Source organism: Streptomyces flavidovirens DSM 40150 (assembly GCF_000429085.1).
In the GTDB taxonomy this organism is placed as follows: domain Bacteria; phylum Actinomycetota; class Actinomycetes; order Streptomycetales; family Streptomycetaceae; genus Streptomyces; species Streptomyces flavidovirens.
In genome coordinates this window covers 441,448-467,385 of the sequence record NZ_AUBE01000002.1, presented here as the reverse complement: position 1 = coordinate 467,385, position 25,938 = coordinate 441,448, and the positions used below count along the sequence as shown (strand labels likewise).

Here is a 25,938-nt window from a genome sequence, read left to right as displayed (position 1 = left end):
GTGGCTGATGTGGACGGATGGAGGCCTGGCCGGGGGCGGCAGCTTGGCCGGGGTGACACAAACCCCGCACAAGACGAACCCGTACATCGATTTTATCCCACTATGGCCGCATTGTGCGGACCTCGGCGACGTCATGTGCTGAGTTGGTCGCGCGACGGCAGGTGGGCGTAGCCGCAGGCTCGTCGTTCTGACCTCCCAGAGAAAACACGAGCAACTCGTACAACCTCCTCGCGTCATCGCAGGTCTGATCGAGCGGTACGCACCGATGTGCGTACCGCTCGGCTCCTCAGGAGGGACTTCCTTGACTTCCGTACGCCCCGCTCGACGCCGTCTCGGCGCTTCCGTCGCCACCGTTCTCGCTGTGACGCTCGGTGCAGGGGTCCTTGCTTCGCCCGTGGTCGTGGCCGCTCCCGCTGCCGTGGCCGGGAGCACCGCCGCCGCCACCGACGAGGCGACTCTGCCCCTCGACGTCGAGATCGTCAGCTCCGGCGACACCGGGTACCTCACGTCCCGGAAGGACGACGCCGGGAACGTGGTGCTGGAGTGGCACAAGTACGCCGACGGCTCGGTGGTGCCGGTCGACGCGGGCACCGTGGGGTATGACAGCAACTCCGACATCGTCGTGACCAGCGCCGGCGACACGGTCTTCGTGCGGGACATGAGGGAAGGCGCCACCATGTCCGCGTCCTTCGACCTCGCGTCCGAGTTCAAGCCCGGCGCCAAGCTCGTCGGCGTGGTCGGCGAGAACCTCTTCGTGAAGGTTCCGACGGGCACCGGGGACTACCACGAGCTGTGGCAGCTCACCCCGGTCGACGGGCTCGCCAAGAAGACGAAGCGCTCGTCCAGCTCTTACAGCATCGACTTCAAGGTCATCGCCTCCACGAGCGACGTCATGCTCGTCCTCAGCAGCAACCGGGTGTTCCCGAGCTCGGCGACTTTCCGGACCGAGTACTGGATGACGCGCACGACCGTCAACGGTGACGCGCCCATCGAGCAGGGCAGCAGGTGGCAAACCGCCCCGTGGACCCACGCTTCGACGGGCGCCTACACCGCCGACTACGTGGCGTGGGCCGAGTACCGGGGCGGGGTCACCGAGCTCGTCGTGGACGGGGAGTACGTCGCCACCCGGCGATTCGCCATGGACAGCTCCATGAGCGGCGCCGTCATCGCCGGCATCTCCAGGGACACGCTGCTCTACGGGGTGCCGGGCAAGGCGGGCGACGAGACGCCGAGCCCGCTGTACGCGCGGAGCATCAAGGACTCCACCGCCGCGCCGTACAAGCTCCTGGAGCACTTCTCCAGCGTGACCCGCGCGCCGGACAGCGCCCTGCTCGTGCGTGGCGCCACGGCCGACGCCGACGGGCTGTTCCGGATCTCGGAGGGGGACGACGGCCGCCCGACCGCCACGCTGGTGGCGGACACGGGCCGGGTCATGGACATCCGGGTGACCGGGTCGAAGGTCGCGACTGCGGTGAGCCTGGAGAAGCCGGGCACCACGGTACCGATGGAGTGGACCCTCTCCCGCCCGAACGCCACCGTGGACCTCACGCTCACGCACGCCACCGGCAAGAAGCTCACCAAGCGCCTGTCCCAGCCGGTCTCCGGCAGCCGCTTCTCCTTCGCCTGGAACGGCGTCCTGGACGGCATCAGCGCCCCGAACGGCGCCTACAGCTGGCAGATCACCGCCACCCCGACCGACGGCGGAGGCCCGGCGACCGCCTCGGGGAGCTTCAAGGTCTCGCGCCAGGCCAACCCGCACGACTTCAACGACAACGGCTCGACGGACGTCCTCGCGCGGGACGCCTCGGGTGTGCTGTGGCGGGACGACCTCTTCGACTGGCCGTCGGGCAGCCAGGTCACCACCGCCAAGCGGACGAAGGTCGGTAGCGGTTGGCAGATCTACAAGCAGATCGAGGCTGCGGGGAACCTCGCCGGTGCCCCGGTCGGCGACCTCGTCGCCCGCGACAGCTCGGGCGTCCTGTGGATGTACCTGGGCAAGGGCGACGGCACCTTCGCGACCCGCACCAAGGTCGGCTCCGGCTGGCAGATCTACAACAAGATCACCGGTGGCAGCGACCTCACCGGCGACAAGCGCCCCGACCTCCTCGCCACCGACACCTCCGGCGTCCTGTGGCTCTACAAGGGCACGGGCAGCTCGTCCGCCCCCTTCGCGACCCGCACCAAGGTCGGCTCCGGCTGGCAGATCTACAACCAGATCACCGCCGTCGGCAACATCGCGGGCAGCACGGCCGGCGACCTCGTCGCCCGTGACACCTCCGGCGTCCTGTGGCTCTACCAGGGCAACGGCACGGGCAAGTTCACCGCCCGAGTCAAGATCGGCTCCGGCTGGAACCGCTTCTCCCACCTCGTCGGCGCCGGCGACGTCACCGGCGACGGCCGCCCCGACCTGATCGGCTACGGCCGGGACGGCACGTACGTCTACCGCTCGACCGGCTCGACGACGGCCCCGTTCAGCCGGCAGACGACCACCCTGTACTCGGGCGAGGGCACCAAGTTCAACAACATCGCCTAGGACCCCGTCCGCCGTCCGCCGCGTGAGCCTTCACGCGGCGGACGGCGGGTGGCGGTCAGGCGCGCGGCCGTGGTCGCGCGCCAACCGCGTAGCCGGGCACGGATGGCCAGCGGACCGTCAGTACTACCGACTCTTCTTCCGCGAACCAAGAGTGGTTGACTCCGTGACCCCAGACGACGTAGTCACCCTGTTGTGCCAAAAGCACACTCCGGTTGGGCAGTTCTACGCGAAAGCGACCACTGATGAGCAGCAGGAGAGCCGTTCGTTCCTCGCCTCTCACCCACTGCGCTCGCTCGTCGCCACGCGGGTGAACGCCCCATTTGATCTCTACAGCCTCGCTGTGGCGAGGATCCGCGGCATCCTTGAAGTGTCCGAGGAGCCATCCCCGGTCCAGTGGCGCATCCTCGCCCGCGTTGCCCACGTACACACTGTCGTTCATGCATCCGCACGCTAGCTGTGCCCGCCGCGTTGAAGGGCAGCGGAGTCAGCGCGTCGCTGCGTACGGCGCTCCCAGGCCCCATGCCCCGTGCATCGCGTTCGCGAAAGCCGCCGCCAGTTTGTGTTCGCCTGTCGGGCCCGGGTGCGTGCCGTCGTACGTGTCCTGGTGGATGTCGTACGTCGGGTGAGGGTCCGCCAGCAGTAGGGGGGACTCGTCAGGCGCGTCGAGGTTCGCGACCACCTTCGTCAGCAGCTCGTTGAAGCGGTCGCACTCGGCGGCGAACGGGGCGTCGGACTCCGCCCGGACGTTGGGGATGACGGGGTGGATCACCATCCGCACCCCCGGACCGGCCGCGCGCGCCTGCGCGATGAAGCGTTCCGCGTTCTCGGCGGTCTGGGCCGCGTCCGTGTAGAAGCCGAGGTCTATCAGGCCCAGCGAGACGAGCAGCACGTCCGCCCTCGTCGACGCGACCGTCTCCCGTATCAGCGGAGCCATGTGCAGCCAGCCCTCGCCCCACCCCGACAGGTGACGGCGGGCGTGCGCCGGAAAGGCGGGATCGGCGTACTCGTACGACAACGGGGCGTTCGCGGTGGTGTCGTACAGCTCGGTGCGGGGGCCGACGATCTGGAAGGGGCCGCCGTACGACGCCACCAGGTGCTGCCACATGCGGTAGCGCCACGTGAAGTCGCCGGTGCGCCCGATGGTCATGGAGTCGCCGACGAACAGGAAGCGCATTGCGTCATCATCCCGGATCACCGCCGTGGCCTGCGACGTGATGATGAACACTTGGGCCATGCGCCCGCTCTCGTACCTCGTCGCCGCCGGTTCCGCCGCCGTCCTTCTCCTGCTCGCGTCCGGCACCGCCGTCGCCGACGACGGCTTCACCATCAAGGACTCGCGGATCACCGAGTCCAGCGGCCTCGCCGCCAGCCGTGTCCACCCCGGCATCTACTGGACGCACAACGACAGCGACGACGGGGCGTTCATCTACGCCGTGGACTCCAGGAGCGGCGAGACGGTCGCGACCCTCACCATGCGCGGGGTCGGAGCACCGCGCGATGTCGAGGCCATCTCCATCGGGTCCGACGGGAACGTGTACGTCGGCGACATCGGCGACAACCTCAACGGGAGCTGGAGCCATGTGTGGATCTACCGCTTTCCCGAGCCCAAGCAGCTCACGAACGCGACAGTCGACGCGACCCAGTTCACCGTCAAGTACGCCGACGGGCCCCGCGACGCCGAGGCGCTGATGGTGCATCCCAAAACCGGCCGCGTCTACATCGCGAGCAAGCACGAGGACGGCGGCGGGCTCTACGAAGGGCCCGTCCGGTTGTCGGCCGGCGGTACGAACGTGTTCCGGCGGGTGGGCGAAGTGCCGTGGGTGACGGACGGGGCGTTCTCGCCCGACGGGAAGGAGCTGGTACTGCGCTCATACCTCAGCGCCCGCGCGTACGAGTGGAAGGACGGCGGGCGGCTGGGGGCCGACCGGCGGGTGGGCGCACCGTTCCAGGGGCAGGCCGAGTCGGTGACGTACACGGCTGACGGGACAGCCATGATGTTCGGCTCGGAGGGCGCCGGCAGCGATGTGCGGCGGGTGGAAGTGGAAGGGGAGAGGGATGGGGATGGGGAGCGGGGTGGGCAGAAGTCGCCTTCCCCCGGCGGGAGTTCGGTGGGCGACGGCAAGGGGAGTGGCGGCGGTGGTGGGACGGTCACTCTCGGGCTTGTCGCGCTCGGTGGCGTCTTTGCCGCGTTCCTCGCGCTGAAGCGGCTGGGGCGGCGGCCGTAGGTGGTGGCGTAACGGAGAGTGATCGTTCGGCGTGCGAGGGTGACGAAGCCCTGGTTCGCTGGAGGGGACCCGCTCTTCCTAGCGTCAAGGAGTGACGATGAGCGTTTCAGGCGAATCCAGTGGCCGGGTGCAGCAAATGCGCGAGAAGGCCGAGCAGCTGAGGCAGGCGGCGGAGCGCGCGACCGATCCGCAGGAGCGTCAGAAGCTGCAGGAGAAGGCACAGCGGCTGCAGGAGCAGAGCCGGCAGGAGGGCTCGATGGGCGGCCAGCAGGTGTTCCCGCCCGAGTAGCCGTCCCGGCTGGAGCCGTCCCGGTGGCCTCCCGTTCCGCGTATGCGGACGGGGGGCCATCGGGTCGTTGCCGCCCGCTACCCCGCCCTGGCTACGGACGGAACGTCCGACTTCCCGCCCCGGATTGTGCACAGCGGCGCAGGACCCGCCGCACCGTCGCCCCTAGCCTCACCGGAACAGCACCTACGAGGGGCGGTATCGGTGAACTGGCTCATCCACGACTACCGCGAGAGCGATCTCGCGGCAGTGGTCCACCTGATCGACACCACGGCCGAGCTCGGGCAGGAGTCCGTCTTCTCGCTCGCCGAGTGCATCGGTGCGCTCACCTCACGGCAGCCCGCCGTCGTCGCCGTGCACCAGGGCGTCCCCATCGGTGCGGCGCTCGCGTGCGTGGCCGGTGAGCGTGCCTGGGTGATGCGTATCGCGATCTCCTCCGCCTGGCGCGGACGCGGTCTGGCCAGTGCGCTTCTCGTGGAGCTGGAGCGACGGCTCGTCGCCGCCCGGGTGGGGCGTATCGCGTACGTACTGCCCGAGGAGGATCTCCTCGGCGAGGGGCTGCTCAACGCGGGGTACACCCGCCGGCCCGCCGTGGCGTACTTCGAGAAGGTCGAGCCGCTGCACGGCCCTTCCGCCAGCCTCCTGGAGGATCTCGGCGGGCGCTTCCTGCCCAGCGACCTCTGGGCCAAGGTGGCGGGCATGGAGGCGGAGAAGGACCTGATCGAGCGGCGCGTCGTACTGCCGCTCGCGCAGCCGGAGCGAGCCGCCCGGCACGGCGTACGGCCGCCGCGTGCGGTTGCTCTTTTCGGGCCTCCCGGAACCGGCAAGACGACGTTCGCGCGAGGCATCGCTTCCAAGCTCGGCTGGCCGTTCGTCGAGCTGCTGCCCTCGCGGCTGGCCGACGAGGGCAATCTCGCGGCCGCCCTGCGCGACGCGTTCGCCCGCATCGCCGAGCTGGAGCGGGTGCTCGTCTTCATCGACGAGGTCGAGGAGATCGCTCCCGTACGGACCGAGCCCGCGCAGCCCGGCGGCATGCACGGAGTGACCAATGAGCTGCTCAAGCTGATACCGGGCTTCCGGGAGGGCGACGAGCGGCTGCTGGTGTGCGCGACCAACTCCATCCGGTCGCTCGACCCGGCGTTCCTGCGGCCCGGACGGTTCGACTACCTCATCCCGATCGGTACGCCGGACACGGCGGCGCGGGCGGCGATCTGGGCCAGGTACACGAACGGCAGGGCGGATGTGGACGTGGCGCGGCTGGTGGCGGCCACCGAGCTGTTCACTCCGGCCGACATCGAGCACGCGGCGCGCATCGCCGCTCAGGCCGCGTTCGAGCGGGACCTGGAGGAGATCGGAGCCGGTACGGGCGATCCGCGCGCGCTCGGCGCGAGTACGGAGGACTATCTGGCGGCCATCGCGCAGTGCCGGCCGACGGTGACGCCCGCGATGGTCGATCAGTTCGATGCGGACATCACGGCGCACGCCCGGTTCTGACAACACGCACGGTTCTGACAAAATAGGACAGACGGCTCGGGGATGCTCACGTCAGTGGGAGGCCACGATCATGGCGTCACAGAGCATGCAAACCCCTTCCGCCACGTCTCATCCGGAACCCGCCCCCCACCGAGACCTTTGGCCGGGGATCGCCGGGGTGGTGGGCGGGGCGCTGCTGATCGCCGGGCACATCCTGTGGCTGCGTACGCCCGACACGACCGGTCCGGGCGCGATCAGGAATGTCGTGACCTTCTATGCGAAGGACAGCAATCAGGCGCTGGCGGAGACCTCGGCCCTGATGCTGCTGGCCGCGGGCCTGCTGTTCATGTTCTTCCTGGTCGCGCTGGGGCGCCTGGCGGGCAACCGCTCCCACCTCGTGCTGGTGGGCGGCACCGTGTTCACCGTGCTGCTCATGGTGTCGGCGATCGCCGGCAACATGTTCGCGATCACGGCGAGCACTTCGGACGTGTTCCGCGTCGGCCCGCAGACGGCGCACATCGCGATCCTGCTCCTGGACCTGGCGTACGCCGCGGCGATCGCGTCGATGGCCGGGGCGGCGGTGCTGCTGTTCGCGGTCTGGCGCGTGGCGCGCGAGTCGCGGGCCGTGCCGATGTGGCTCGCGTGGTTCGGGTTCGTGGTGGCGGTGCTGTCGCTGGGCGCGATGTTCAGCGCCTGGGCCACGCCCGTGCTGCTGGGGGTGTGGATTGTGGCGGCCGGTGTGGTGCTCATTCTGAACGCACGGGTGGCGCAGCGGGACGAGGGACAGCAACCGGCCGTGGCGACCGGCACTCCCTGAGTCCCGATACACCGGCTTGACGGGGGAAACGCCCTGACGCGGGGCACGCCGAGGCTGGATACACCGCCCGACGCCGGTCACTTTTCCCGCGCGCGCTCCGCCACCAGGGTCTCGAAGCCGGCGATCAACCGGCGCAGTCCGAAGCCGAAGTGGTCGAAGTCGGTGGCGAAGGCGTTCTCGTCGAGCCCGGCCACCAGCGGGAACACGCCGCTCGCCATCGCCCGTTCCAGGTACGGCAGCTGGCTTCCCCAGAACTCCTCGTGGCTCAGCCCCGTCTCCTTGGCCGCCTCGGTGGCCTCGGCCTCCATCCGGGCGACGCCGATGACGAAGCTCTGGACCGTGATGATCGCGGAGATCAGCTCCTGGTCTCCCAGCCCCATGTCCTGGAGCCCGGCCAGTGACACTTCGAGGCCGCGCACGGCGGACGGGCCGAGGACCGTGCGCGCCTGGTTGAGCTTCAGCAGCCAGGGGTGGCGCCGCAGGAGATCGAGGTGCGTACGGGCCATGGACTCCACGGCAGTCCGCCAGCCCACCGGCTCCCGCGCGTCGACGGCGTCGAGCGGCTCGCCCTGCACGCGGTCGACCATCAGGTCGAGCAGCTCGGCCTTCCCCGGTACGTAGCGGTACAGCGACATGGTGCCGGTGCCGAGCTCGGTGGACAGGCGGCGCATCGACACCGCGTCCAGGCCCTCGGCGTCGGCGATCGCGACCGCCGCGGCGACGATCCGGTCGAGCGTGAGGCCGGGCTTGGGGCCGCGGCTGGGGCGTTCCCCCGTACCCCAGAGGAGTTCCAGACTGCGGCCGATGTCGCCGCTGCCACTGGTGGTGCTCGTGTCGCCCGTCCCGGTCGTCTTGTTCATGGGCCCACTCTAAATCTTCTGGACAGAAACTGAGTACGGTGTACTCTCATCAGAGTACGCCGTACTCAGTTATGTCGTGAGCGGAAGGAATCCCCTTGTGAGTGCCACCGGTTACGCCGTCCGGGCGGAAGGTCTCCAGAAGCGGTACGCCGAGAAGAAGGGCGCGAAGGGCGGTCCCCACAAGCTCGCCCTCGACGGCTTCGACCTCGCCGTCCGCGCGGGCACCGTCCACGGTCTGCTCGGCCCCAACGGCGCGGGCAAGACGACCGCCGTCCGCGCCCTGGCCACGCTGCTCAAGTTCGACGGCGGCCGGGCCGAGGTCGCGGGCATCGACGTGCGCCGCGATCCCCGGCTCGTACGCCGCCGGATCGGCCTCACCGGCCAGTACGCGGCGCTGGACGAGGTCCTGACCGGGCGGCAGAACCTCGAAATGTTCGGCCGTCTCTTCCACCTGGGCGGCAAACGGGCGAGGGTGCGGGCCGGTGAGCTACTGGAGCAGTTCGATCTGGTGGAGGCCGCCGACAAGGGCGTGGGCGCGTACAGCGGCGGAATGCGGCGCCGGCTCGACCTCGCCGCGTCGATGATCCTCGCCCCGCAGGTGCTCTTCCTCGACGAGCCGACCACCGGGCTCGATCCGCGCGGGCGCGGTGAAGTGTGGGATGCGGTACGGGCCTTGGTCGCCGGGGGAACGACCGTACTGCTGACGACCCAGTACCTGGACGAGGCCGACAGGCTCGCCTCGCACATCACCGTCATCGACCGGGGCCGCACCATAGCCGACGACACCCCCGACGGCCTGAAGAACCGGGTCGGCGGCGACCGTATCGAAGTCGTCGTCGCCCGGGCGGCGGACCTCGCGGTGGCCGCCAAGGTGATCGCCAGGGTCTCGGCGACCGAACCGGAGACGGACGAAGTGGCCCTGCGGGCGCACGCGCAGGTGGGCGACCGGGTGGCGGCGCTGACGGAGGTGGCGCGAACCCTCCAGGACGAGGGGATCGCGGTGGAGGACATCGGGCTGCGCAGGCCGAGCCTCGACGACGTATTCCTGCGCCTGACCGGACACCGCGCGGAACTGGAGGCAGCAGCATGAGCACGGCGAACACCCACACCATGAGCACCGCGACGGAACCGGTCCCGACGGGACCCGAACGACGGCTGTACTGGGCCCTGGCGGACTGCTGGAACGTCACCAGGCGCACCCTCACCCACTACCGGCGCCAGCCCGTCACCATCGTCTGGCAGCTCGGATTCCCGATCGTCTCCGTGCTGCTGTACGGGTTCGTCTTCGGCGAGGCGATGGCGGTGCCCGGGGACGGGGACTACCGGGAGTTCCTGATGCCCGGCATGTTCGCCTCCACCATGGCCTTCGGGTTCATGAACACGACGATGGCCGTGGTCACCGACTCCACGAAGGGCGTCATCGACCGGTTCCGCTCCATGCCGATGGCACCGTCGGCGGTGGCGTCCGGGCGAGGCGTGTCCGATCTGCTGGTCGCCTGCGCCGAGTTGACGATCCTCGCGGTGACCGCCGTCCTCATCGGCTGGGAGGCCGAGGGCGGCGCGCCGGCCGCGGTGGGGGCCTTCGGGCTGCTCCTGCTGCTGCGCTTCAGCCTGATCTGGGTGGGCGTCTGGCTGGGGCTGCTGGTGCCCAGTGCGGAAGCGGCCGGCGGGCTCTACGCGGTGGCGTTCCCGCTGACGATGATCTCCAGCATCTTCGTGGCGCCGTCCCTGATGCCGAGCTGGCTGGGTCCGGTCGCGGCCTGGAACCCCGTCTCGTCGACGGTCACGGCGACCCGTGAGCTGTTCGGGCAGCCGGTGAGCGGCGGCACGTGGATCGAGGACAACGCGGTGCTGATGGCGGTGGTCTGGCCGCTGCTGATCACGGCGGTGTTCCTGCCGCTGGCGGTGCGGCGGTTCCAGGCGTTGAGCCGCTGAGTCGCCGGCCCGGTTGAGGGGTGGGCCCGTGAGGGGGGCGGGCCCACCCCGGTGGTGGCTAGGCCGGGCACTCCTTCCAGGCCAGCCGGTAGATGGTCTTGATGTCGCCGTCCGTCGAGTCCATGGTGATGAAGCTGTTCGTCTTCGTCGGGTCCGAGGTGCCCGCGCTGACCCGCAGTTCGGTGTTGATGTTGAAGTTCCGCTTCACGCCGCAGGGCGCCCAGACGAGCTGGCCCCAGTCGGTTTCGTCGGTCGCCTGCCAGTTGTTGTCGTACGGCCCGGTGTGCGGGTGGGTCCTGGACGCCGTGTCGGGCGAGCCCTGGAAGTAGTACGACGCCTTCTGGACGGCGGTGGCGCCGGCCTGGAGGCGGGCGTAACCGCGGTAGTCGGCGCTGGCGACCGCGTAGGTGAAGCCGTGCGGGACATGCACGATCAGGTTGAGCTGACAGTTCTTGCGGAAGTCGGTCGGCTTCGCGCCCAGGCCAACCTGTGCGAGGTAGTCGCTGTACGTGACGGTGAAGGCCGTGTTGTCCGGGGAGACGGCGACGGCGGCCGTCCCTTGCCGGCAGCCCGAGCCGTTGACGGTCGCTATCTCGATGACGATCTTGTCGGGCGGTGCGACGATCCCGTGGGCCGCGGCGTCTTCGGCCGCTGAGGCGTTCTGTGCGAACAGAGTGGAGGCGAGCAGCGCGGCGGCCGCACCGCCGACGAGTAACGCTCGCTGTCCTGGCGTGTGTCCGGGCATGGTGCTCCGATCGGTCGTCGGGCGAACAAGGGGGGTGCAACCGAAGGAACTGTGGAGCGACATGTACATGTCAAACGTTCAAGCGGTTCCGGCCGGTGATGGAAGCGCCGGAACCCTTCGGACTGTAGGCAGCGGGACGCGACCTGGGTAGAGCGGTTATCGGCCGAGCGTGGAACCGGCGCGTCCGGCGGGTGCACGGAAAGGGGCCCGGCGCGACGGTGTCGCGCCGGGCCCCTTGCCGTACCTATGTCGTACAGCTAGAGCTACAGCTACAGCTTCTCGATCACGTAGTCGACGCAGGCCGTCAGGGCCTTGATGTCGGCCGGGTCGATCGCCGGGAACATCGCCACGCGCAACTGGTTGCGGCCCAGCTTGCGGTACGGCTCCGTGTCGACGATGCCGTTCGCGCGCAGCGCCTTGGCGACCGCCGTGGCGTCGATCTCGTCGGAGAAGTCGATGGTGCCGATGACCTGCGAGCGCTTGGCCGGGTCGGTGACGAACGGCGTCGCGTACTTGGACTCGTCGGCCCAGCCGTACAGGTTGGCCGCCGAGGTCGCGGTGCGGCGGACCGACCAGTCGAGACCGCCCTGCGTGTTGAGCCACTTGAGCTGGTTGTCCAGCAGGAAGAGGGTCGCCAGCGCGGGGGTGTTGTACGTCTGGTTCTTGAGGGAGTTGTCGATCGCCGTGGGCAGGCTGAAGAACTCCGGAATGTGGCGGCCGGACGCGTGGACGCGCGCGGCACGCTCCAGGGCGGCGGGGGAGAAGGCCGCGATCCACAGGCCACCGTCGGAGGCGAAGGACTTCTGCGGGGCGAAGTAGTAGACGTCGGTCTCGGCGATGTCGACCGGCAGGCCGCCCGCGCCGGACGTGGCGTCGACCACCACGAGGGAGCCGGCGTCGGCGCCCTCGACGCGCTTGATGGGGGCCGCGACACCGGTCGAGGTCTCGTTGTGGGTGAAGGCGTAGACGTCCACACCCGCCTCGGCCCGCGGGTCCGGGTGCGTACCCGGGTCGGAGGCGATCACGGTCGGGTCGTCCAGCCAGGGCGCCAGCTTGGCGGCCTTCGCGAACTTCGACGAGAACTCGCCGAAGCTCAGGTGCTGGGACTTCTGCTCGATCAGCCCGTGGGTCGCGATGTCCCAGAAGGCGGTGGAACCGCCGTTGCCCAGGATCACCTCGTAACCCTCGGGGAGCTGGAAGAGGTCGCGTACGCCGTCGCGCACCGAGCCGACCAGGTTCTTGACCGGGGCCTGGCGGTGCGACGTACCGAGGAGTGAGGTGCCGGTGGCGGCCAGGGCGTCCAGCGCCTCCGTACGCACCTTGGAGGGGCCCGCGCCGAAACGGCCGTCGGCGGGCTTCATGTCAGCGGGAATCTGGATCTCAGCCACGAGCCGGAGCGTAGCCGGTCGGCGGAGGTACGGGAGGCGCCCGTCCGGCGGGTGAGACGCGGGCTCCGGCGGGTGAGATGCGAGACCGCCCGCCCCGCCTTACCCCGTCCGGCCCCGTTGCTGCTGCGCCGATCTTCACCCTTTCGGCGTACCGAGCCCGAACCCGAACCCGAGCGCGCGTCCGCGGCCTCGCCGGGAGCGGTGCGTCGTCGGCATCCTTGAGCGCATGGCTGAGCAGCGTGACGAGCGCGAGCACGACGGGCGTGACGGGCGTGACCGGCGTGACGGGCGGGGCGAGGGGCGGCGCGGGCACGACACGGCGGCGCTGGCGCGCGAGCTGCGCGCGGCCGTGCGCGGTGACGTCGCCTTCGACGCGGCGGCGCGCGCCCTGATGACGATGGACGCCTCCAACTACCGGCGCGTGCCGCTCGGTGTCGTCGCGCCGCGCGACACCGCCGACGTGGCCGCCGCGCTCGCCGTCTGCCGGGCGCACGGGGTGCCCGTCGTGCCGCGCGGCGGCGGCACGTCGATCGCCGGGCAGGCGACCGGCACCGGCGTCGTCCTCGACTTCACGCGCCACATGCGCGCGATCACGGACCTGGACCCCGAGACCCGTACGGTCGTGGTGCAGCCGGGCGTCGTCCTCGACGATCTGCGGGCCGCGGCGGGGACGTACGGGCTGACCTTCGGGCCGGACCCCTCCACGCACAGCCGCTGCACGCTCGGCGGCATGATCGGGAACAACTCGTGCGGCTCGCACTCGGTGGCGTGGGGCACGACGGCCGACAACCTCTACGACCTGTCCGTCGTCACGTACGGCGGCGACGAGCTGCGCCTGGCCGAGGGCTGGCAGGGCGCACCCGAAGGCCTGCGCGCACTGGTGAACGGCAACCTCGCGCTCCTGCGCACCGGCTTCCCCGAGCTGCCGCGCCGTATCTCGGGATACGCCCTGGACGCGTTGCTCCCCGAGAACGGGGTGAACCTCGCCCGCGCGTTCTGCGGAAGCGAGGGAACGCTCGGCGTGGTGAGTGAGGCGACCGTACGTCTGGTGGAAGCACCCGGAGCACGAGCACTCGCCGTTCTCGGGTACGCCGGTGAGAGCGCCGCGGCCGAGGCCGCGCCCGCACTCCTCCCGTACGGCCCGCTCACCGTGGAAGGCATGGCCGAAGACCTCGTCCCCGAGAACGAACGGAGGCTGCTCCCGCGCGGCTCCGCCTGGCTCTTCGTGGAGATGGGCGGGGACTCGCCCGCCGAAGCGCTCTCCCGCGCCGAGCGGCTCGTGAAGGCCGCCCAGGCGCTCGACGGAACGGTCGTCACCGACCCGGCCGGACAGCGCGCCCTGTGGCGCGTCCGCGAGGACGCCAGCGGTACGGCGACACGGATGCCGGACGGGAGCGAGGCGTGGCCCGGCTGGGAGGACTGCGCCGTACCGCCCGCACGGCTCGGCGCGTACCTGCGGGACTTCAGGTCGCTGCTCGCCGAGCACGGCCTGCGCGGCACGCCGTACGGCCACTTCGGCGATGGCTGCATCCACGTCCGTATCGACTTCGACCTCCTCAGTGAGACCGGCGTACGCCGCTTCCGCGCCTTCTCCGAGGACCAGGCGGAACTCGTCGTCGCCCACGGCGGCTCACTGTCCGGGGAGCACGGCGACGGACAGGCACGCGCGGAACTGCTCCCGAAGATGTACGGGAACGAACTCGTCGCCCTCTTCGGCCGCTTCAAGGACGTGTGGGACCCGGCCGGCGGAATGAACCCGGGTGTGCTCGCCCGCCCCGCCCGGCTGGACGAGAATCTGCGCTTCGCGGTGCTGCCCAGGGAGCACGTGGACGTCGCCTTCGCGTACCCGCACGACGGCGGGGATTTCCCGGCCGCCGTACGCCGCTGTGTGGGCGTCGCGAAGTGCCGCACCGAGTCGGCGGCCGGAGCGGGTGTCATGTGCCCCTCCTTCCGCGTCACCGGAGACGAACAGCACTCCACGCGCGGGCGCGCGCGCCTGCTGCACGAAATGCTCGCCGGGGAAGTCGTCACGGACGGCTGGCGGTCGCGGGAGGTACGGGACGCACTCGACCTGTGCCTGTCGTGCAAGGGGTGCAGGAGCGACTGCCCGGTGGGCGTCGACATGGCGACGTACAAGGCGGAATTCCTGCACCACCACTACAAGGGCCGGCTGCGTCCCGCAGCGCACTACGCGATGGGCCGGCTTCCCGTGTGGCTGCGCGCGGCGGCTCCGTTCGCGGGTGTGCTGGGCGCCGCTTCGCGGGTACGCCCGCTGGCCGCTCTCGTGAAGCGCCTGGGCGGGATCGCCCCGGAGCGCGACCTGCCCACCCTTGCCCCCAGCACTCTGCGGAGCTGGTGGCGGAGGCGGAACAGGGCGGGGCGGGGGCGTGAGCGGTCCGGCGCACCGGGGGCCACCACGGTCGTCCTGTGGCCCGACACCTTCACCAACCACCTCACGCCGGACGTCGGCCGGGCCGCGGTGCGCGCACTGGAAGCGGCCGGTCTGCGGGTCGTGATGCCACCGCGGCAGCTGTGCTGCGGCCTGACGTACGTCTCCACCGGACAGCTCGACCGGGCCCGCGCGGTCATGCGCCGCACCCTGGACGGCATGGAACGCGCCGCCGGGCTGCCCGTCGTCGTCCTGGAACCGAGCTGCGCGGCCACCCTCAAGGCCGACCTCCCCGAGCTGCTGCCGGACGACCCGAGAGCGGCCGCCCTCGCCTCCTCGGTACGCACCTTCGCGCAGACCCTGGAGGAGTACGCCCCGCACTGGCAGCCCCCGAGGATCGACCGCCCGGCAGCGGGCCAGACCCACTGCCACCAGCACGCCGTACTGGGCGACGCGGCGGAACAGCGGCTGCGGGAGCGGGCCGGTCTCACCGGCGCCCTGAGCGGTGGCTGCTGCGGCCTCGCGGGGAACTTCGGATTCGAGCGCGGCCACTACGACGTGTCGGTCGCCTGCGCCGAGGAACAACTGCTCCCGTCGGTACGCGACGCCGCCCGGGAACGGAGCTCCTGGCGGACGGCTTCTCCTGCCGCACGCAACTGGAGCAACTGACAGGCCGCAGGGCCAGGCACCTGGCGGAGGTGCTGGCGGAGGGACTGGACACCTGAAGGGCTGGACGTACAGCACGACCGTCAGTCCGGCGCGGGCGAGGGTGACGCCTGCGGCCGGTTCGTCGGTGCCCGTACCGGCGATGACGGCGTCCCGGCCGGGGGGACGTGGCCGGCCGGGGTGGCCCCGGCCGTACAGGCTCACCAGGGCAGGGCCTCGGCGCCCACGTCGACCAGGGCCGCCAGAAAGTGCTGCGCGCCGGTGCCGAAGGCGGCGGCCAGGGCGTATCCGACGCTGATGTCGTCGGGGTCGGGCACGGTGTCCTCGGCCCACACCGCGATCACGCCGGCATCGCCGTCCGCCTGGAAGGCACCGAGCCGGGCACCGTCGCGCAGCAGCCGGCTCTCGCCGAGGGTGTGCGGCACGAGCCGGTACGTGACGTCGCCGACGCTGGCGTCGACCCGGTAGGACCGGCGGCTGAGATGCCCTCGGGCCGGCACGAGCAGGGCGGTGGTGTCGCCGACCGTCAGGGAGAGGCGGTGCGCGGACCGGGTGCCCACCGGAGTCACACCGTCTGCCCGGCGGCTGTCCGGCCGGCGGCTGTCCGCCGGGTCGCCGTCGGTCCGCATGAGCAGCGCGGTCGGAATGCCGGGCCCGGAAACCTCCACCCGGCCCATCGCGGTGTCCAGCGTGATGGTGACGGGTCCGGCGGCGCCTTCGTCAGCGATGTGGTGGTGCGGAGATCTCATCGAGAAGCGCCTTCCCCAGGTCGTCGACCGGGTATTCGGTGTTGGACAGTACGACGACACCGCGCGGCCGGAGCGGCGCGGGGGCGTGGTCGCGGTCGAGGGCCAGGTAGGAGGCGGACCCGCCCGTGGCGCCGTTGTGCCAGAGGCGGTCACGGCCGTAATCCTCGTTCACCAGCCAGCCGAGACCGATCCGGTTGCCGGGTACGGCCGCGGCCCGCGGTGCCGTCGCCGACTGGCCGGGGGCCGCTCCGCGCGCGATCGCGGTCAGCAGCCGTGCCATGTCCTCCGCCGTCGACCAGACGCCCACTCCGGCCGGCGCGTACCCCACTGAGAGCCACGGACTGACCGGCGTACCGTCCCGGAAATGCGGCTGCGCCCGGTACTCGGGAAGGGTGTCCGCCGACGAGGCGACGCGGGTCGAGTCCATCCCCAGGGGAGCGAGAACGTACTCGCGCAGGACAGTCGGATAGTCGCGGCCGAGGCTCTGCGCGAGCGCTGTGCCGAGGAGCGCCATGCCCAGGTTGGAGTAGGCGAACTTCCCCCGGCGGCCTGCGGCGCTGGTTTCCAGGGCCTTGTCGATGAGCTGCTCGGCGGGGAGCCCGTTGTACGGGTTGCCGCCCCCGGCCGCCGCCCGCAGGCCGCGCAGGAAGCCCAGGGGACCGCGGCGCGGCAGCCGGGGCAGGCCGGACCTGTGCGTAGCGAGGTCGACGACGGTCGCGGCGGCCGTGGCGCGGTCACGGAACCGGCGCTCCGGCAGCAGGTCCGCGACGGTCGTGTCCCAGTCCGTCCTGCCGGTGTCTACGAGGCGGGCGAGCAGCATGCCGGTCAAGGGCTTGGCCAGCGATCCGATTTCGAAGGAGGTCTTCTCGCAGGCCGTGGGAGGACGGCTGCCGAGCGTGGTGAACCTGGTCCGTTCGCCGTCGAGCAGGGCGACGGACAGGACCTGGCGCCGTTCGGCGTACGGCGCGTCCAGGGCGCGTACCCGTTCTGCCAGCGCTTCGTCGCCATGAACCCAGTGGCCGGTCTCACCGCTGCTGCTCAACGGGGGCTTCCCTTCACGTCGGACAGGGGCTCGGACGGGAGGGCGGCGCGGGCGGTCGTCCGTACGATCGTACAGATGATCGTACGGACCGAGTCCTGGCGGCCGTGGCGAGTACGAGGTGCCGGTGGCCCGCGTGGTGCCGCTGTTGGTGATGCTGGCTGCTGCCAGGCGGTGAGGTGCTGAGGCCCCGGTCAGGGGTGTGGGTAGTGGACGGTGGTGTTCCGCTTACCGTGGAGCGCATGGAACAGCCCACCTCCGCCGCGCCCGGCCATGCGCCCGCCCCCGCCCCCGCTCCTTCGATACCCGACGCAGGTCCGGCGGCGGGCGCTTCCGGCGCCGCAGGAGGGCGGCTCGGGGCCCGGCTCGGGCCGGTGGCGATGGTGGTGGGCGGTGGTATGTCGGTGCAGTTCGGGTCCGCCGTCGCGGTGACGATCATGCCGAGCGTGGGAGCGGCCGGTGTCGTCGCCCTGCGGCTCGCGGCCGCGGCCGTGATCCTGCTCGTCGTGTGCCGGCCGCGTGTGCGCGGTTACGCCCGCGCCGACTGGTGGACCATCGCCGCCTTCGGGCTCGCCATGGCAGGCATGAACGGTCTCTTCTACCAGGCGCTGGACCGTATCCCGCTGGGCGTGGCGGTCACCCTTGAGGTGCTGGGACCGCTCGCCCTCTCCGTGTTCGCGTCCCGCCGCGCCATGAGTGCCGTGTGGGCCGCACTCGCGCTCGGCGGCGTCGCGCTGCTCAGCGGCGGCGGCTTCGACCGGCTCGACCTGGTCGGCGCGGCGTACGCGCTCGCCGCAGGCGGCTGCTGGGCGGCGTACATCCTCTTCAGCGCGCGGACCGGGCGCAGGTTCCCCCAAGCGGACGGGCTGGCGCTCGCGATGGCGGTCGCGGCGCTGCTCAGCCTGCCGCTCGGGGTCGCGGAGGCGGGCGGCAGGCTGCTGGAGCCGCGCACGGTGGCGCTGGGGGTGGCGGTCGCGCTGATGTCGTCGGTGCTGCCGTACACGCTGGAGCTGCTGGCCCTGCGCCGGCTGCCGGCCGCGACTTTCGCCGTACTGATGAGCCTGGAGCCGGCCATCGCGGCGGTCGCCGGGTTCCTCGTGCTGAGTCAGGCCCTGTCCGTGACGGACGCGCTGGCGATCGCGCTGGTCATCGGGGCGAGCATGGGCGCGGTACGGAGCCAGGGGCGGCAGGGCCGGAAGGGGCGGCAGGGGCAGCAGGGGCGGCGGGAGCGGTCCACGCCCGTCTTGTGATTCCGGCGCCCACGAATAATGCAAGCACGCTTGCTTGTTTCTTTAGGGGCTGCCATGCTCCGGACACACCGCCCTACCCCGAGGGGAGCGCACCGTGTCCGATCCGGCAGCCGTGCTCGACGATCTCCGCGCCGAAGGGGAGGAACTCGACCACCTGGTCCGGGGCCTGAGCGCGCAGCAATGGGCGCTCGCCACGCCCGCACCACGCTGGACCGTCGCCCACCAGATCGCGCATCTGGCGTGGACGGACACAGCGGCGCTGCTGTCCGTCACCGATCCCGAGGCCTTCGCGGCGGAGGCCCAGGAGGCGCTGGCCGCGCCCGAGCGCTTCGTCGACGAGGGCGCGGAGGCGGGAGCGGAGCTGCCGGTCGACGAGCTGCTGGCGTGGTGGCGCGACGGCCGCGAACAGCTCCAACGAGCGCTGCGGGCGGCTCCGGACGGGGTGAAGTTCCCCTGGTACGGGCCGCCGATGAGCGCCGCTTCGATGGCCACCGGGCGGCTGATGGAGACCTGGGCGCACGGCCAGGACATCGCGGACGCGGTGGGCGTACGACGGGCGCCGACGGCGCGGCTGCGGCATGTGGCCAGGATCGGGGTGCGGGCGCGCGGCTACGCCTTCGCGGTGCGAGGGATCACCCCGCCCGCCGAGGAGTTCCGGGTGGAGCTGACCGCGCCGGACGGGTCCGGGCTCTGGGCGTACGGGCCCGAGGACGCCCGGCAGCGGGTCACGGGACCGGCGCTCGACTTCTGCCTCCTGGTGACCCAGCGGGCCCACCGTGACGACGTGGCGGTACGGGCCGAGGGCGCCGACGCCGACCGGTGGCTGGACATCGCGCAGGCGTTCGCGGGACCGGCGGGCGCGGGTCGGGAACCGAAGCGGCGGGGCGGGGGAGCCGCGTGACCCCCGGTGGCGGGCAGAGCGGCCGGCGGCCGCTGCGGATCGGGAACGCCTCGGGCTTCTACGGCGACCGCTTCGACGCCATGACGCAGATGCTCACCGGCGGCGAACTCGACGTACTCACAGGGGACTACCTCGCCGAACTGACCATGCTCATCCTCGGACGCGACCGCCTGAAGGACCCCCGTCTCGGGTACGCCAAAACCTTCCTGCGGCAACTGGAGAACAACCTCGGCCACGTCCACGAGCGCGGGGTACGGATCGTGGCCAACGCGGGCGGGCTCAATCCGGGCGCGCTCGCTGACGCCGTACGGGAACTCGCGGAACGGGCCGGGGTGCCGCTGCGGGTCGCGCACGTGGAAGGCGACAGTCTGCCGCTGCCCGAAGGAGCGCTCACCGCCAACGCCTACCTGGGCGGCGGCGGCATCACGAAGTGCCTCGCAGCGGGCGCGGACGTGGTGGTGACGGGGCGCGTCACGGACGCGGCACTGGTCACCGGACCGGCCGCATGGTGGTTCGGTTGGGGCCCCGAGGAGTACGACCGCTTGGCAGGGGCGGTGGTGGCCGGGCATGTGCTGGAGTGCGGGGCACAGGCGACGGGGGGCAACTACGCGTTCTTCTCCGGCCGTTCCCGGTCGAGCGACCGGTCGAGCGGCCGGTCGAGTGACCGGTCAAGTGACCGGTCAAGTGACCGGCCACGTGAGCGGCCAAGTGACGTAAGGCGCCCCGGTTTCCCGCTCGCGGAGATCCACGCCGACGGTTCCTCGGTCATCACGAAGCATCCGGGAACGGGCGGTTACGTCGACACGGGAACAGTCACCGCGCAGCTCCTGTACGAAACGGGCGCACCCCGGTACGCGGGCCCCGACGTCACGGCACGACTCGACACCGTACGCCTCGCGCGGGAGGGGCCCGACCGGGTGCGGATCTCGGGCGTACGCGGAGAGGCGCCGCCACCCACCCTCAAGGCCGGGGTGACCCGGATGGGCGGGTGGCGCAACGAGGTCACGTTCGTACTGACCGGCCTGGACATCGAGGAGAAGGCCGAGCTCGTACGGGCACAACTGGAGGACGCGCTGTCGTCGGCCGAACGCCGCCCGGCCCGGGTCCGCTGGGAACTGGTGCGCACGGACCGGCCGGACGCCGACACGCAGGAACGCGCGAGCGCACTGCTGCGACTGGTCGTGCGGGACCCGGATCCGGCGAACGTCGGCCGTGTGATCAGCGGCGCGGCGATCGAGCTCGCGCTCGGCAGCTACCCCGGTTTCCACGTGACGGCTCCGCCGGGAAAAGGGGCGCCGTACGGAGTCTTCGAGGCGGCGTACGTGGACGCGGGGGAGGTGAAGCACGTCGCGGTGCTGCCGGAGGGGGAGCGGGTGCGGGTGCCGCATCCCGCGCGTACGCGGGTCCTTGAGCCGGTCGGCGACGCGCCGGGCCTGCCGCCCCCACTGACCGGTCCGACACGCAGCGCCCCGATCGGCCTCGTCGCGGGCGCCCGCAGCGGGGACAAGGGCGGGGACGCGAACGTAGGTGTGTGGGTGCGGTCGGACGACGCCTGGCGGTGGCTGGCGAACGAACTGACGGTGGACCGCTTCCGGCGGCTGCTCCCGGAGACGGCGCACCTCCCCGTCGTACGACACGTTCTGCCGAACCTGCGAGCCCTGAATTTCGTGGTCGAGGGCCTCCTGGGCGAGGGAGTCGCCTCCCGGGCCCGTTTCGACCCCCAGGCGAAAGCACTGGGCGAATGGCTGCGCTCCCGCCACATCGACATACCGGAGGTACTCCTGTGAAGTGCGGCCACTTTCAGCCCGTCCGGCGTTTGAGGGCCGGGGTCCGGGGCGGAGCCCCGGTTCGGGAAGCGGTGACCCGGTGACCGTGCTCCCCACCGCACTCGACCCTCACGCCCCCGAGTACGCCGCCAACCGCGCCGCCATGCTCGCCAAACTGGCTGACCTCGACGCCGAGCACGCCAAAGCCCTCGCCGGCGGCGGCGAGAAGTACGTCGCCCGCCACCGCGAGCGCGGCAAGCTGCTCGCCCGCGAGCGCATCGAGCTGCTCCTCGACCCCGACACCCCGTTCCTGGAGCTGTCACCCCTGGCCGCCTGGGGCAGCGCCTCACCCGAGTACGCGGTAGGCGCGTCCATGGTCACGGGAATCGGCGTCGTCGAGGGCGTGGAGTGCCTCATCACCGCCACCGATCCCACCGTCCGCGGCGGCGCCTCCAACCCCTGGACCCTCAAAAAAGCGCTGCGGGCAAACGAGATCGCGTACGCGAACCGCCTCCCGTGCATCAGCCTCGTGGAGTCCGGCGGGGCGGATCTCCCCTCCCAGAAGGAGATCTTCATTCCCGGTGGTGCGCTCTTCCGCGACCTCACCCGCCTCTCGGCCGCCGGAATCCCGACCATCGCGGTCGTCTTCGGCAACTCCACGGCCGGCGGGGCGTACATCCCCGGCATGTCCGACCACACCATCATGATCAAGGAGCGTTCGAAGGTCTTCCTCGGCGGCCCGCCCCTCGTCAAGATGGCCACCGGCGAGGAGTCGGACGACGAATCCCTCGGCGGCGCCGAAATGCACGCCCGTACCTCCGGTCTCGCCGACTACTTCGCCCTGGACGAGCACGACGCCCTGCGTCAGGCCCGCCGCGTCGTCGCCCGCCTCAACTGGCGCAAGGCGCAGGCGGACCCGGCACAGGCCCCCGCCGAGCCGCCCAAGTACGACGAGGAAGAACTCGCCGGCATCGTCCCCGGCGACCTCAAGGTCCCCTTCGATCCGCGCGAAGTGATCGCCCGGATCGTCGACGCCTCGGACTTCGACGAGTTCAAGCCGCTGTACGGGTCCAGCCTCGTCACCGGCTGGGCCCGCCTCCTCGGCCACCCCCTGGGCATCCTCGCCAACGCACAGGGCGTCCTGTTCAGCGCGGAGTCCCAGAAGGCCGCCCAGTTCATCCAGTTGGCGAACCAGCGTGACATCCCCCTCCTCTTCCTCCACAACACCACCGGCTACATGGTCGGCAAGGAGTACGAGCAGGGCGGCATCATCAAACACGGCGCGATGATGATCAACGCGGTGTCGAACTCCAGGGTCCCGCACCTCTCCGTCCTGATGGGCGCCTCCTACGGCGCAGGTCACTACGGCATGTGCGGGCGCGCGTACGACCCCCGCTTCCTCTTCGCCTGGCCGAGCTCCAAGTCGGCCGTCATGGGCCCGCAGCAGCTCGCAGGAGTGCTCTCGATCGTCGCGCGCGCGTCCGCCGCCGCGAAGGGGCAGCCGTACGACGATGAGGCCGACGCGGGGCTGCGCGCCATGGTCGAGCAGCAGATCGAGGCGGAGTCCCTGCCGATGTTCCTGTCGGGGCGGCTGTACGACGACGGGGTCATCGACCCGCGCGACACCAGGACCGTGCTGGGGCTGTGCCTGTCCGCGATCCACACGGCACCGGTCGAGGGCGCGCGCGGCGGCTTCGGCGTCTTCCGGATGTGAAGGGCCTCCCGATGAGTTCGATGATCAACTCCGTCCTTGTGGCCAACCGCGGCGAGATCGCCTGCCGGATCTTCCGCACCTGCGCACACCTCGGCATCACCACCGCCGCCGTGTACTCCGACGCTGACAGGGGCGCGCTCCACGCGCGTTCCGCGGACGCCGCGGTACGCCTGCCGGGGACGGCCCCCGCCGACACGTACCTGCGCGGTGACCTCGTCGTGAAGGCCGCCCTGGCGGCGGGTGCGGACGCCGTGCACCCCGGATACGGCTTCCTCTCCGAGAACGCCGGGTTCGCCCGCGCCGTATTGGACGCGGGTCTGGTGTGGATCGGTCCGCCGCCCGAGGCGATCGACGCCATGGCCTCCAAGACGCGCGCCAAGGAACTCATGGCGGCCTGCGGAGTCCCGCTCCTGGCCCCCGTCGCCCCCGACAAGGCCACCGGCGAAGACCTCCCCCTCCTCCTCAAGGCGGCGGCGGGCGGCGGCGGCAGAGGCATGCGGGTCGTACGCGATCTCGCGGTGCTCCCTGGCGAGCTGACCGCCGCGACCGCGGAAGCACGGTCCGCCTTCGGCGACGGGGAGGTCTTCGCCGAGCCGTACGTCGAACGCGGCCGCCACGTCGAGGTCCAGGTGATGGCCGACGCGCACGGCACGGTCTGGGTGCTCGGCACCCGTGACTGCTCGCTCCAGCGCCGGCACCAGAAAGTCGTCGAGGAGGCCCCCGCACCCGGCTCGGACGACACCCTTCGTACGACGCTGCACGACGCCGCCGTGGCGGCGGCAAAGGCGGTGGACTACCGGGGCGCGGGAACCGTCGAGTTCCTGGTCTCGGCCGAGGGCCGCCCGTACTTCCTGGAGATGAACACCCGCCTCCAGGTCGAGCATCCCGTGACCGAGGCGGTGTACGGCATCGACCTGGTGGCGCTCCAGCTGCGCGTCGCCGAGGGCGAGGCCCTGCCACCCGGACCACCCGCCCCTTCGGGCCACGCGGTGGAGGCCCGCCTCTACGCGGAGGACCCTTCCCGTGACTGGCAGCCCCAGACAGGCCCCCTGCACATGCTGAGCGTCCCCGAGGCCCCCGGACTGCGGCTCGACAGCGGGTACGCCGGCGGAGACGTCGTCGGGGTGCACTACGACCCGATGCTCGCCAAGGTCATCGCCCACGCGCCCACCCGGTCCGAAGCCGTGCGCAAGCTGGCCCATGCCCTGGAGCGGGCCACGATCCACGGCCCCGTGACCAACAGGGAACTGCTCGTACGCTCGCTACGGCACCCCGACTTCGCCGCCGGACGGCTCGACACGGGCTTCTACGACCGGCACCTGGACGCGCTCACCGAGGCTTCCCCGGACCCCTCGCAAGGGGCACTGGCCGCGCTCGCCGCAGCGCTCGCCGACGCCGCCGCCCGGCGGATCACCGGAACCACGACGACGGCCCGGCTCGGCGGCTGGCGCAACGTGCCGTCCCAGCCACAGGTGAAGACCTACCGGACCGAGCCCGACGGCACGGAGCACGAGGTGCGCTACCGGGTCACCCGAGACGGCTTCACCGCCGAAGGCACTCCGGGCGTTCGCGTGCACGACGTACGAGCCGATCACGTGACCCTCGAAACCGACGGCGTACTGCGGCACTTCCACATCACCGTGCACCCCGGCGGCCGGACGTACGCCGACACGCCCACCGGCGGCTCGCACACCCTCACCGCGCTGCCCCGCTTCCCCGACCCCACGGCCCGCACGGAGCCGGGCTCCCTGCTCGCGCCCATGCCGGGAACCGTCGTCCGCGTCGCCGAAGGGCTCACGGAAGGCGATCACGTCACCGCCGGGCAGCCCCTGCTCTGGCTGGAGGCCATGAAGATGGAGCACCGTATCTCCGCTCCCGCCTCCGGCACGCTCACCGCGCTCCACGCCGCCCCCGGCCGCCAGGTCGAGGTCGGCGCCCTGCTCGCCGTCGTACAGGCCGCCGAGCCTGGCGAAGAGTCCCAGGAGGAACAGCAGCCATGAGCACCGCCGTGGTGGAAACCGAAGAACACAAAGCGCTCCGAGCGGCCGTCGCCGCTCTCGGGAAGCGTTACGGACGCGATTACATGACCACCGTCGTACGCGAAGGGGCGCACCCCGACGCGCTCTGGGCCGAGGCCGCGAAGCTCGGTTACCTCGGTGTGAACCTTCCCGAGGAGTACGGCGGAGGAGGCGGCGGGATAGCGGAACTGTCCATAATCCTGGAGGAGCTGGGGGCAGCCGGGTGTCCTCTCCTCATGATGGTCGTCTCGCCCGCCATCTGCGGCACCGTCATCGCCCGCTTCGGTACGGACGAACAGAAGGCCGCCTGGCTGCCGGGGCTCGCCGGCGGAAGCCTCACCATGGCCTTCGGCATCACCGAGCCCGACGCCGGATCGAACTCCCACCGGATCACCACCACCGCCCGCCGCGACGGCGACCACTGGCTGCTCACCGGCCGCAAGGTCTTCATCTCCGGCGTCGACATCGCCGACGCGACCCTCATCGTCGGCCGCACGGAGGACGCGCGGACGGGCCGCCTCAAACCGTGCCTGTTCATCGTCCCCCGCGACACTCCGGGCTTCCGGCGCTCACAGATCGACATGGAACTCCAGGCACCGGAGAAGCAGTTCGAGCTGGTCCTCGACGACGTGCGCCTGCCCACCGAAGCCCTCGTCGGCGACGAGGACGCAGGCCTCCTCCAGCTCTTCGCCGGCCTCAACCCCGAGCGCGTCATGACCGCCGCCTTCGCCGTCGGCATGGGCCGCTACGCCGTCAACAGGGCCGTCGAGTACGCCAGGGAACGCACCGTCTGGAAGGCCCCCGTCGGCGCCCACCAGGCCATCGCCCACCCCCTCGCGCAGGCCCACATCGAACTCGAACTGGCCCGCCTCATGATGCAGAAAGCGGCCCGGCTCTACGACGACGGTGACGACCCGGGAGCCGGGGAGGCCGCCAACATGGCGAAATACGCCGCCGCCGAGGCCTGCGTGAAGGCCGTCGACCAGGCCGTCCACACCCTGGGCGGCAACGGACTCACCCGCGAATACGGCCTCGCGTCGCTGATCACCGCCGCACGGGTGGCCCGTATCGCGCCCGTCAGCCGCGAAATGATCCTGAACTTCGTATCCCACCAGTCCCTGGGACTCCCCAAGTCGTACTAGCACGCGGGATTCTGGCCACCACCCATACCGCGGAAGGGACCG

The 25,938-nt window shown here is 71.2% G+C and carries 21 protein-coding genes; 14 read left to right on the top strand and 7 right to left on the bottom strand.

All coding sequences use genetic code 11. From position 1 onward, the window contains the following. Positions 1-301: 301 nt before the first annotated feature. Positions 302-2,533, top strand: a complete 2,232-nt coding sequence (locus tag G412_RS0104850) for an FG-GAP repeat domain-containing protein (RefSeq protein ID WP_028811069.1) — start codon at positions 302-304, stop codon at positions 2,531-2,533. 55 nt (positions 2,534-2,588) lie between these two features. On the opposite strand, the gene G412_RS37705 is transcribed toward G412_RS0104850, so the two are convergent. Beyond that, positions 2,589-2,972: a cupin domain-containing protein gene (locus G412_RS37705; RefSeq protein WP_078606792.1), complete on the bottom strand. Its 384-nt coding sequence runs from the start codon at positions 2,970-2,972 to the stop codon at positions 2,589-2,591. A gap of 45 nt (positions 2,973-3,017) precedes the next feature. After that, the gene (locus G412_RS0104840; protein WP_244282850.1) at positions 3,018-3,767 is read right to left on the bottom strand and encodes a GDSL-type esterase/lipase family protein; all 750 of its coding nucleotides are present in this window, start codon (positions 3,765-3,767) and stop codon (positions 3,018-3,020) included. Here G412_RS0104840 and G412_RS0104835 point away from each other — a divergent pair. The 4 genes from G412_RS0104835 (at position 3,766) to G412_RS0104820 (ending at position 7,334) form a co-directional block, all read left to right on the top strand. Then, on the top strand, positions 3,766-4,758 hold the full coding sequence (locus G412_RS0104835; protein WP_028811066.1) for a hypothetical protein: 993 nt from the start codon (positions 3,766-3,768) through the stop codon (positions 4,756-4,758). The two genes, G412_RS0104840 and G412_RS0104835, sit on opposite strands and share 2 nt — an antisense overlap. Before the next feature lie 97 nt (positions 4,759-4,855). Then, on the top strand, positions 4,856-5,047 hold the full coding sequence (locus G412_RS0104830) for a DUF6381 family protein (protein WP_028811065.1): 192 nt from the start codon (positions 4,856-4,858) through the stop codon (positions 5,045-5,047). Positions 5,048-5,248: 201 nt separating this feature from the next. Then, positions 5,249-6,538 (top strand): ATP-binding protein, encoded by a 1,290-nt coding sequence (locus G412_RS0104825; protein ID WP_028811064.1) that lies wholly within the window; start codon positions 5,249-5,251, stop codon positions 6,536-6,538. Between the two features lie 157 nt (positions 6,539-6,695). Further along, a complete protein-coding gene (locus tag G412_RS0104820) occupies positions 6,696-7,334 on the top strand; it encodes a hypothetical protein (RefSeq protein WP_028811063.1) in 639 nt (212 codons plus the stop codon). Between the two features lie 77 nt (positions 7,335-7,411). Here G412_RS0104820 and G412_RS0104815 read toward each other — a convergent pair whose 3' ends face one another. Then, a complete protein-coding gene (locus G412_RS0104815; RefSeq protein ID WP_028811062.1) occupies positions 7,412-8,194 on the bottom strand; it encodes a TetR/AcrR family transcriptional regulator C-terminal domain-containing protein in 783 nt (260 codons plus the stop codon). 97 nt (positions 8,195-8,291) lie between these two features. Between G412_RS0104815 and G412_RS0104810 the strand changes: the two genes are divergently transcribed. Next, the gene (locus G412_RS0104810; RefSeq protein WP_028811061.1) at positions 8,292-9,284 is read left to right on the top strand and encodes a daunorubicin resistance protein DrrA family ABC transporter ATP-binding protein; all 993 of its coding nucleotides are present in this window, start codon (positions 8,292-8,294) and stop codon (positions 9,282-9,284) included. Positions 9,285-9,304: 20 nt separating this feature from the next. Beyond that, positions 9,305-10,129: an ABC transporter permease gene (locus G412_RS0104805; RefSeq protein WP_028811060.1), complete on the top strand. Its 825-nt coding sequence runs from the start codon at positions 9,305-9,307 to the stop codon at positions 10,127-10,129. A gap of 58 nt (positions 10,130-10,187) precedes the next feature. On the opposite strand, the gene G412_RS0104800 is transcribed toward G412_RS0104805, so the two are convergent. Continuing rightward, positions 10,188-10,874 carry a DUF4360 domain-containing protein gene (locus G412_RS0104800; protein ID WP_028811059.1) on the bottom strand — a complete coding sequence of 229 codons (687 nt, stop codon included), beginning with the start codon at positions 10,872-10,874 and terminating at the stop codon, positions 10,188-10,190. 269 nt (positions 10,875-11,143) lie between these two features. Then, entirely contained in the window at positions 11,144-12,262 is a 1,119-nt protein-coding gene (gene serC / locus G412_RS0104795) for a phosphoserine transaminase (protein ID WP_028811058.1), read from the bottom strand. Positions 12,263-12,488: 226 nt separating this feature from the next. Between serC and G412_RS33345 the strand changes: the two genes are divergently transcribed. After that, the gene (locus G412_RS33345) at positions 12,489-15,320 is read left to right on the top strand and encodes an FAD-binding and (Fe-S)-binding domain-containing protein (RefSeq protein WP_425274446.1); all 2,832 of its coding nucleotides are present in this window, start codon (positions 12,489-12,491) and stop codon (positions 15,318-15,320) included. A 197-nt stretch (positions 15,321-15,517) separates the two neighbouring features. Here G412_RS33345 and G412_RS0104785 read toward each other — a convergent pair whose 3' ends face one another. Both G412_RS0104785 and G412_RS39565 read right to left on the bottom strand, forming a co-directional pair. Then, positions 15,518-16,066, bottom strand: a complete 549-nt coding sequence (locus G412_RS0104785) for a hypothetical protein (RefSeq protein WP_037647637.1) — start codon at positions 16,064-16,066, stop codon at positions 15,518-15,520. Beyond that, positions 16,038-17,108 carry a serine hydrolase domain-containing protein gene (locus G412_RS39565; protein WP_051338134.1) on the bottom strand — a complete coding sequence of 357 codons (1,071 nt, stop codon included), beginning with the start codon at positions 17,106-17,108 and terminating at the stop codon, positions 16,038-16,040. Before G412_RS39565 ends, G412_RS0104785 begins: the two co-directional genes overlap by 29 nt. Before the next feature lie 239 nt (positions 17,109-17,347). Here G412_RS39565 and G412_RS33335 point away from each other — a divergent pair, with 239 nt between their 5' ends. The 6 genes from G412_RS33335 to G412_RS0104750 all read left to right on the top strand — a co-directional run bounded on the left by G412_RS33335 (position 17,348) and on the right by G412_RS0104750 (position 25,896). Next, positions 17,348-18,355, top strand: a complete 1,008-nt coding sequence (locus G412_RS33335; protein ID WP_051338133.1) for an EamA family transporter — start codon at positions 17,348-17,350, stop codon at positions 18,353-18,355. Between the two features lie 94 nt (positions 18,356-18,449). Continuing rightward, positions 18,450-19,256, top strand: coding sequence for a TIGR03084 family metal-binding protein (locus G412_RS0104770; RefSeq protein ID WP_028811056.1), 807 nt, complete (start codon positions 18,450-18,452; stop codon positions 19,254-19,256). An 80-nt stretch (positions 19,257-19,336) separates the two neighbouring features. Next, positions 19,337-21,043 (top strand): acyclic terpene utilization AtuA family protein, encoded by a 1,707-nt coding sequence (locus G412_RS0104765; RefSeq protein WP_208857839.1) that lies wholly within the window; start codon positions 19,337-19,339, stop codon positions 21,041-21,043. Between the two features lie 79 nt (positions 21,044-21,122). Then, a complete protein-coding gene (locus G412_RS0104760; RefSeq protein ID WP_028811054.1) occupies positions 21,123-22,736 on the top strand; it encodes an acyl-CoA carboxylase subunit beta in 1,614 nt (537 codons plus the stop codon). A gap of 20 nt (positions 22,737-22,756) precedes the next feature. Next, entirely contained in the window at positions 22,757-24,736 is a 1,980-nt protein-coding gene (locus tag G412_RS0104755; RefSeq protein ID WP_028811053.1) for an ATP-binding protein, read from the top strand. Then, entirely contained in the window at positions 24,733-25,896 is a 1,164-nt protein-coding gene (locus G412_RS0104750) for an acyl-CoA dehydrogenase family protein (protein ID WP_028811052.1), read from the top strand. Before G412_RS0104755 ends, G412_RS0104750 begins: the two co-directional genes overlap by 4 nt. Positions 25,897-25,938: the final 42 nt, after the last annotated feature.

Excerpts from the sequence above, each read along its gene's own strand:
- G412_RS0104785 (WP_037647637.1), bottom strand. The coding sequence starts at position 16,066 with ATGAGATCTCCGCACCACCACATCGCTGACGAAGGCGCCGCCGGACCC.
- G412_RS37705 (WP_078606792.1), bottom strand. The coding sequence starts at position 2,972 with ATGAACGACAGTGTGTACGTGGGCAACGCGGGCGAGGATGCGCCACTG.
- G412_RS0104840 (WP_244282850.1), bottom strand. The coding sequence starts at position 3,767 with ATGGCCCAAGTGTTCATCATCACGTCGCAGGCCACGGCGGTGATCCGG.
- G412_RS0104805 (WP_028811060.1), top strand. The coding sequence starts at position 9,305 with ATGAGCACCGCGACGGAACCGGTCCCGACGGGACCCGAACGACGGCTG.
- G412_RS0104765 (WP_208857839.1), top strand. The coding sequence starts at position 19,337 with ATGACGCAGATGCTCACCGGCGGCGAACTCGACGTACTCACAGGGGAC.
- G412_RS0104830 (WP_028811065.1), top strand. The coding sequence starts at position 4,856 with ATGAGCGTTTCAGGCGAATCCAGTGGCCGGGTGCAGCAAATGCGCGAG.
- G412_RS0104750 (WP_028811052.1), top strand. The coding sequence starts at position 24,733 with ATGAGCACCGCCGTGGTGGAAACCGAAGAACACAAAGCGCTCCGAGCG.
- G412_RS33335 (WP_051338133.1), top strand. The coding sequence starts at position 17,348 with ATGGAACAGCCCACCTCCGCCGCGCCCGGCCATGCGCCCGCCCCCGCC.
- G412_RS33345 (WP_425274446.1), top strand. The coding sequence starts at position 12,489 with ATGGCTGAGCAGCGTGACGAGCGCGAGCACGACGGGCGTGACGGGCGT.
- G412_RS0104755 (WP_028811053.1), top strand. The coding sequence starts at position 22,757 with ATGATCAACTCCGTCCTTGTGGCCAACCGCGGCGAGATCGCCTGCCGG.
- G412_RS0104815 (WP_028811062.1), bottom strand. The coding sequence starts at position 8,194 with ATGAACAAGACGACCGGGACGGGCGACACGAGCACCACCAGTGGCAGC.
- G412_RS0104835 (WP_028811066.1), top strand. The coding sequence starts at position 3,766 with ATGCGCCCGCTCTCGTACCTCGTCGCCGCCGGTTCCGCCGCCGTCCTT.
- G412_RS0104800 (WP_028811059.1), bottom strand. The coding sequence starts at position 10,874 with ATGCCCGGACACACGCCAGGACAGCGAGCGTTACTCGTCGGCGGTGCG.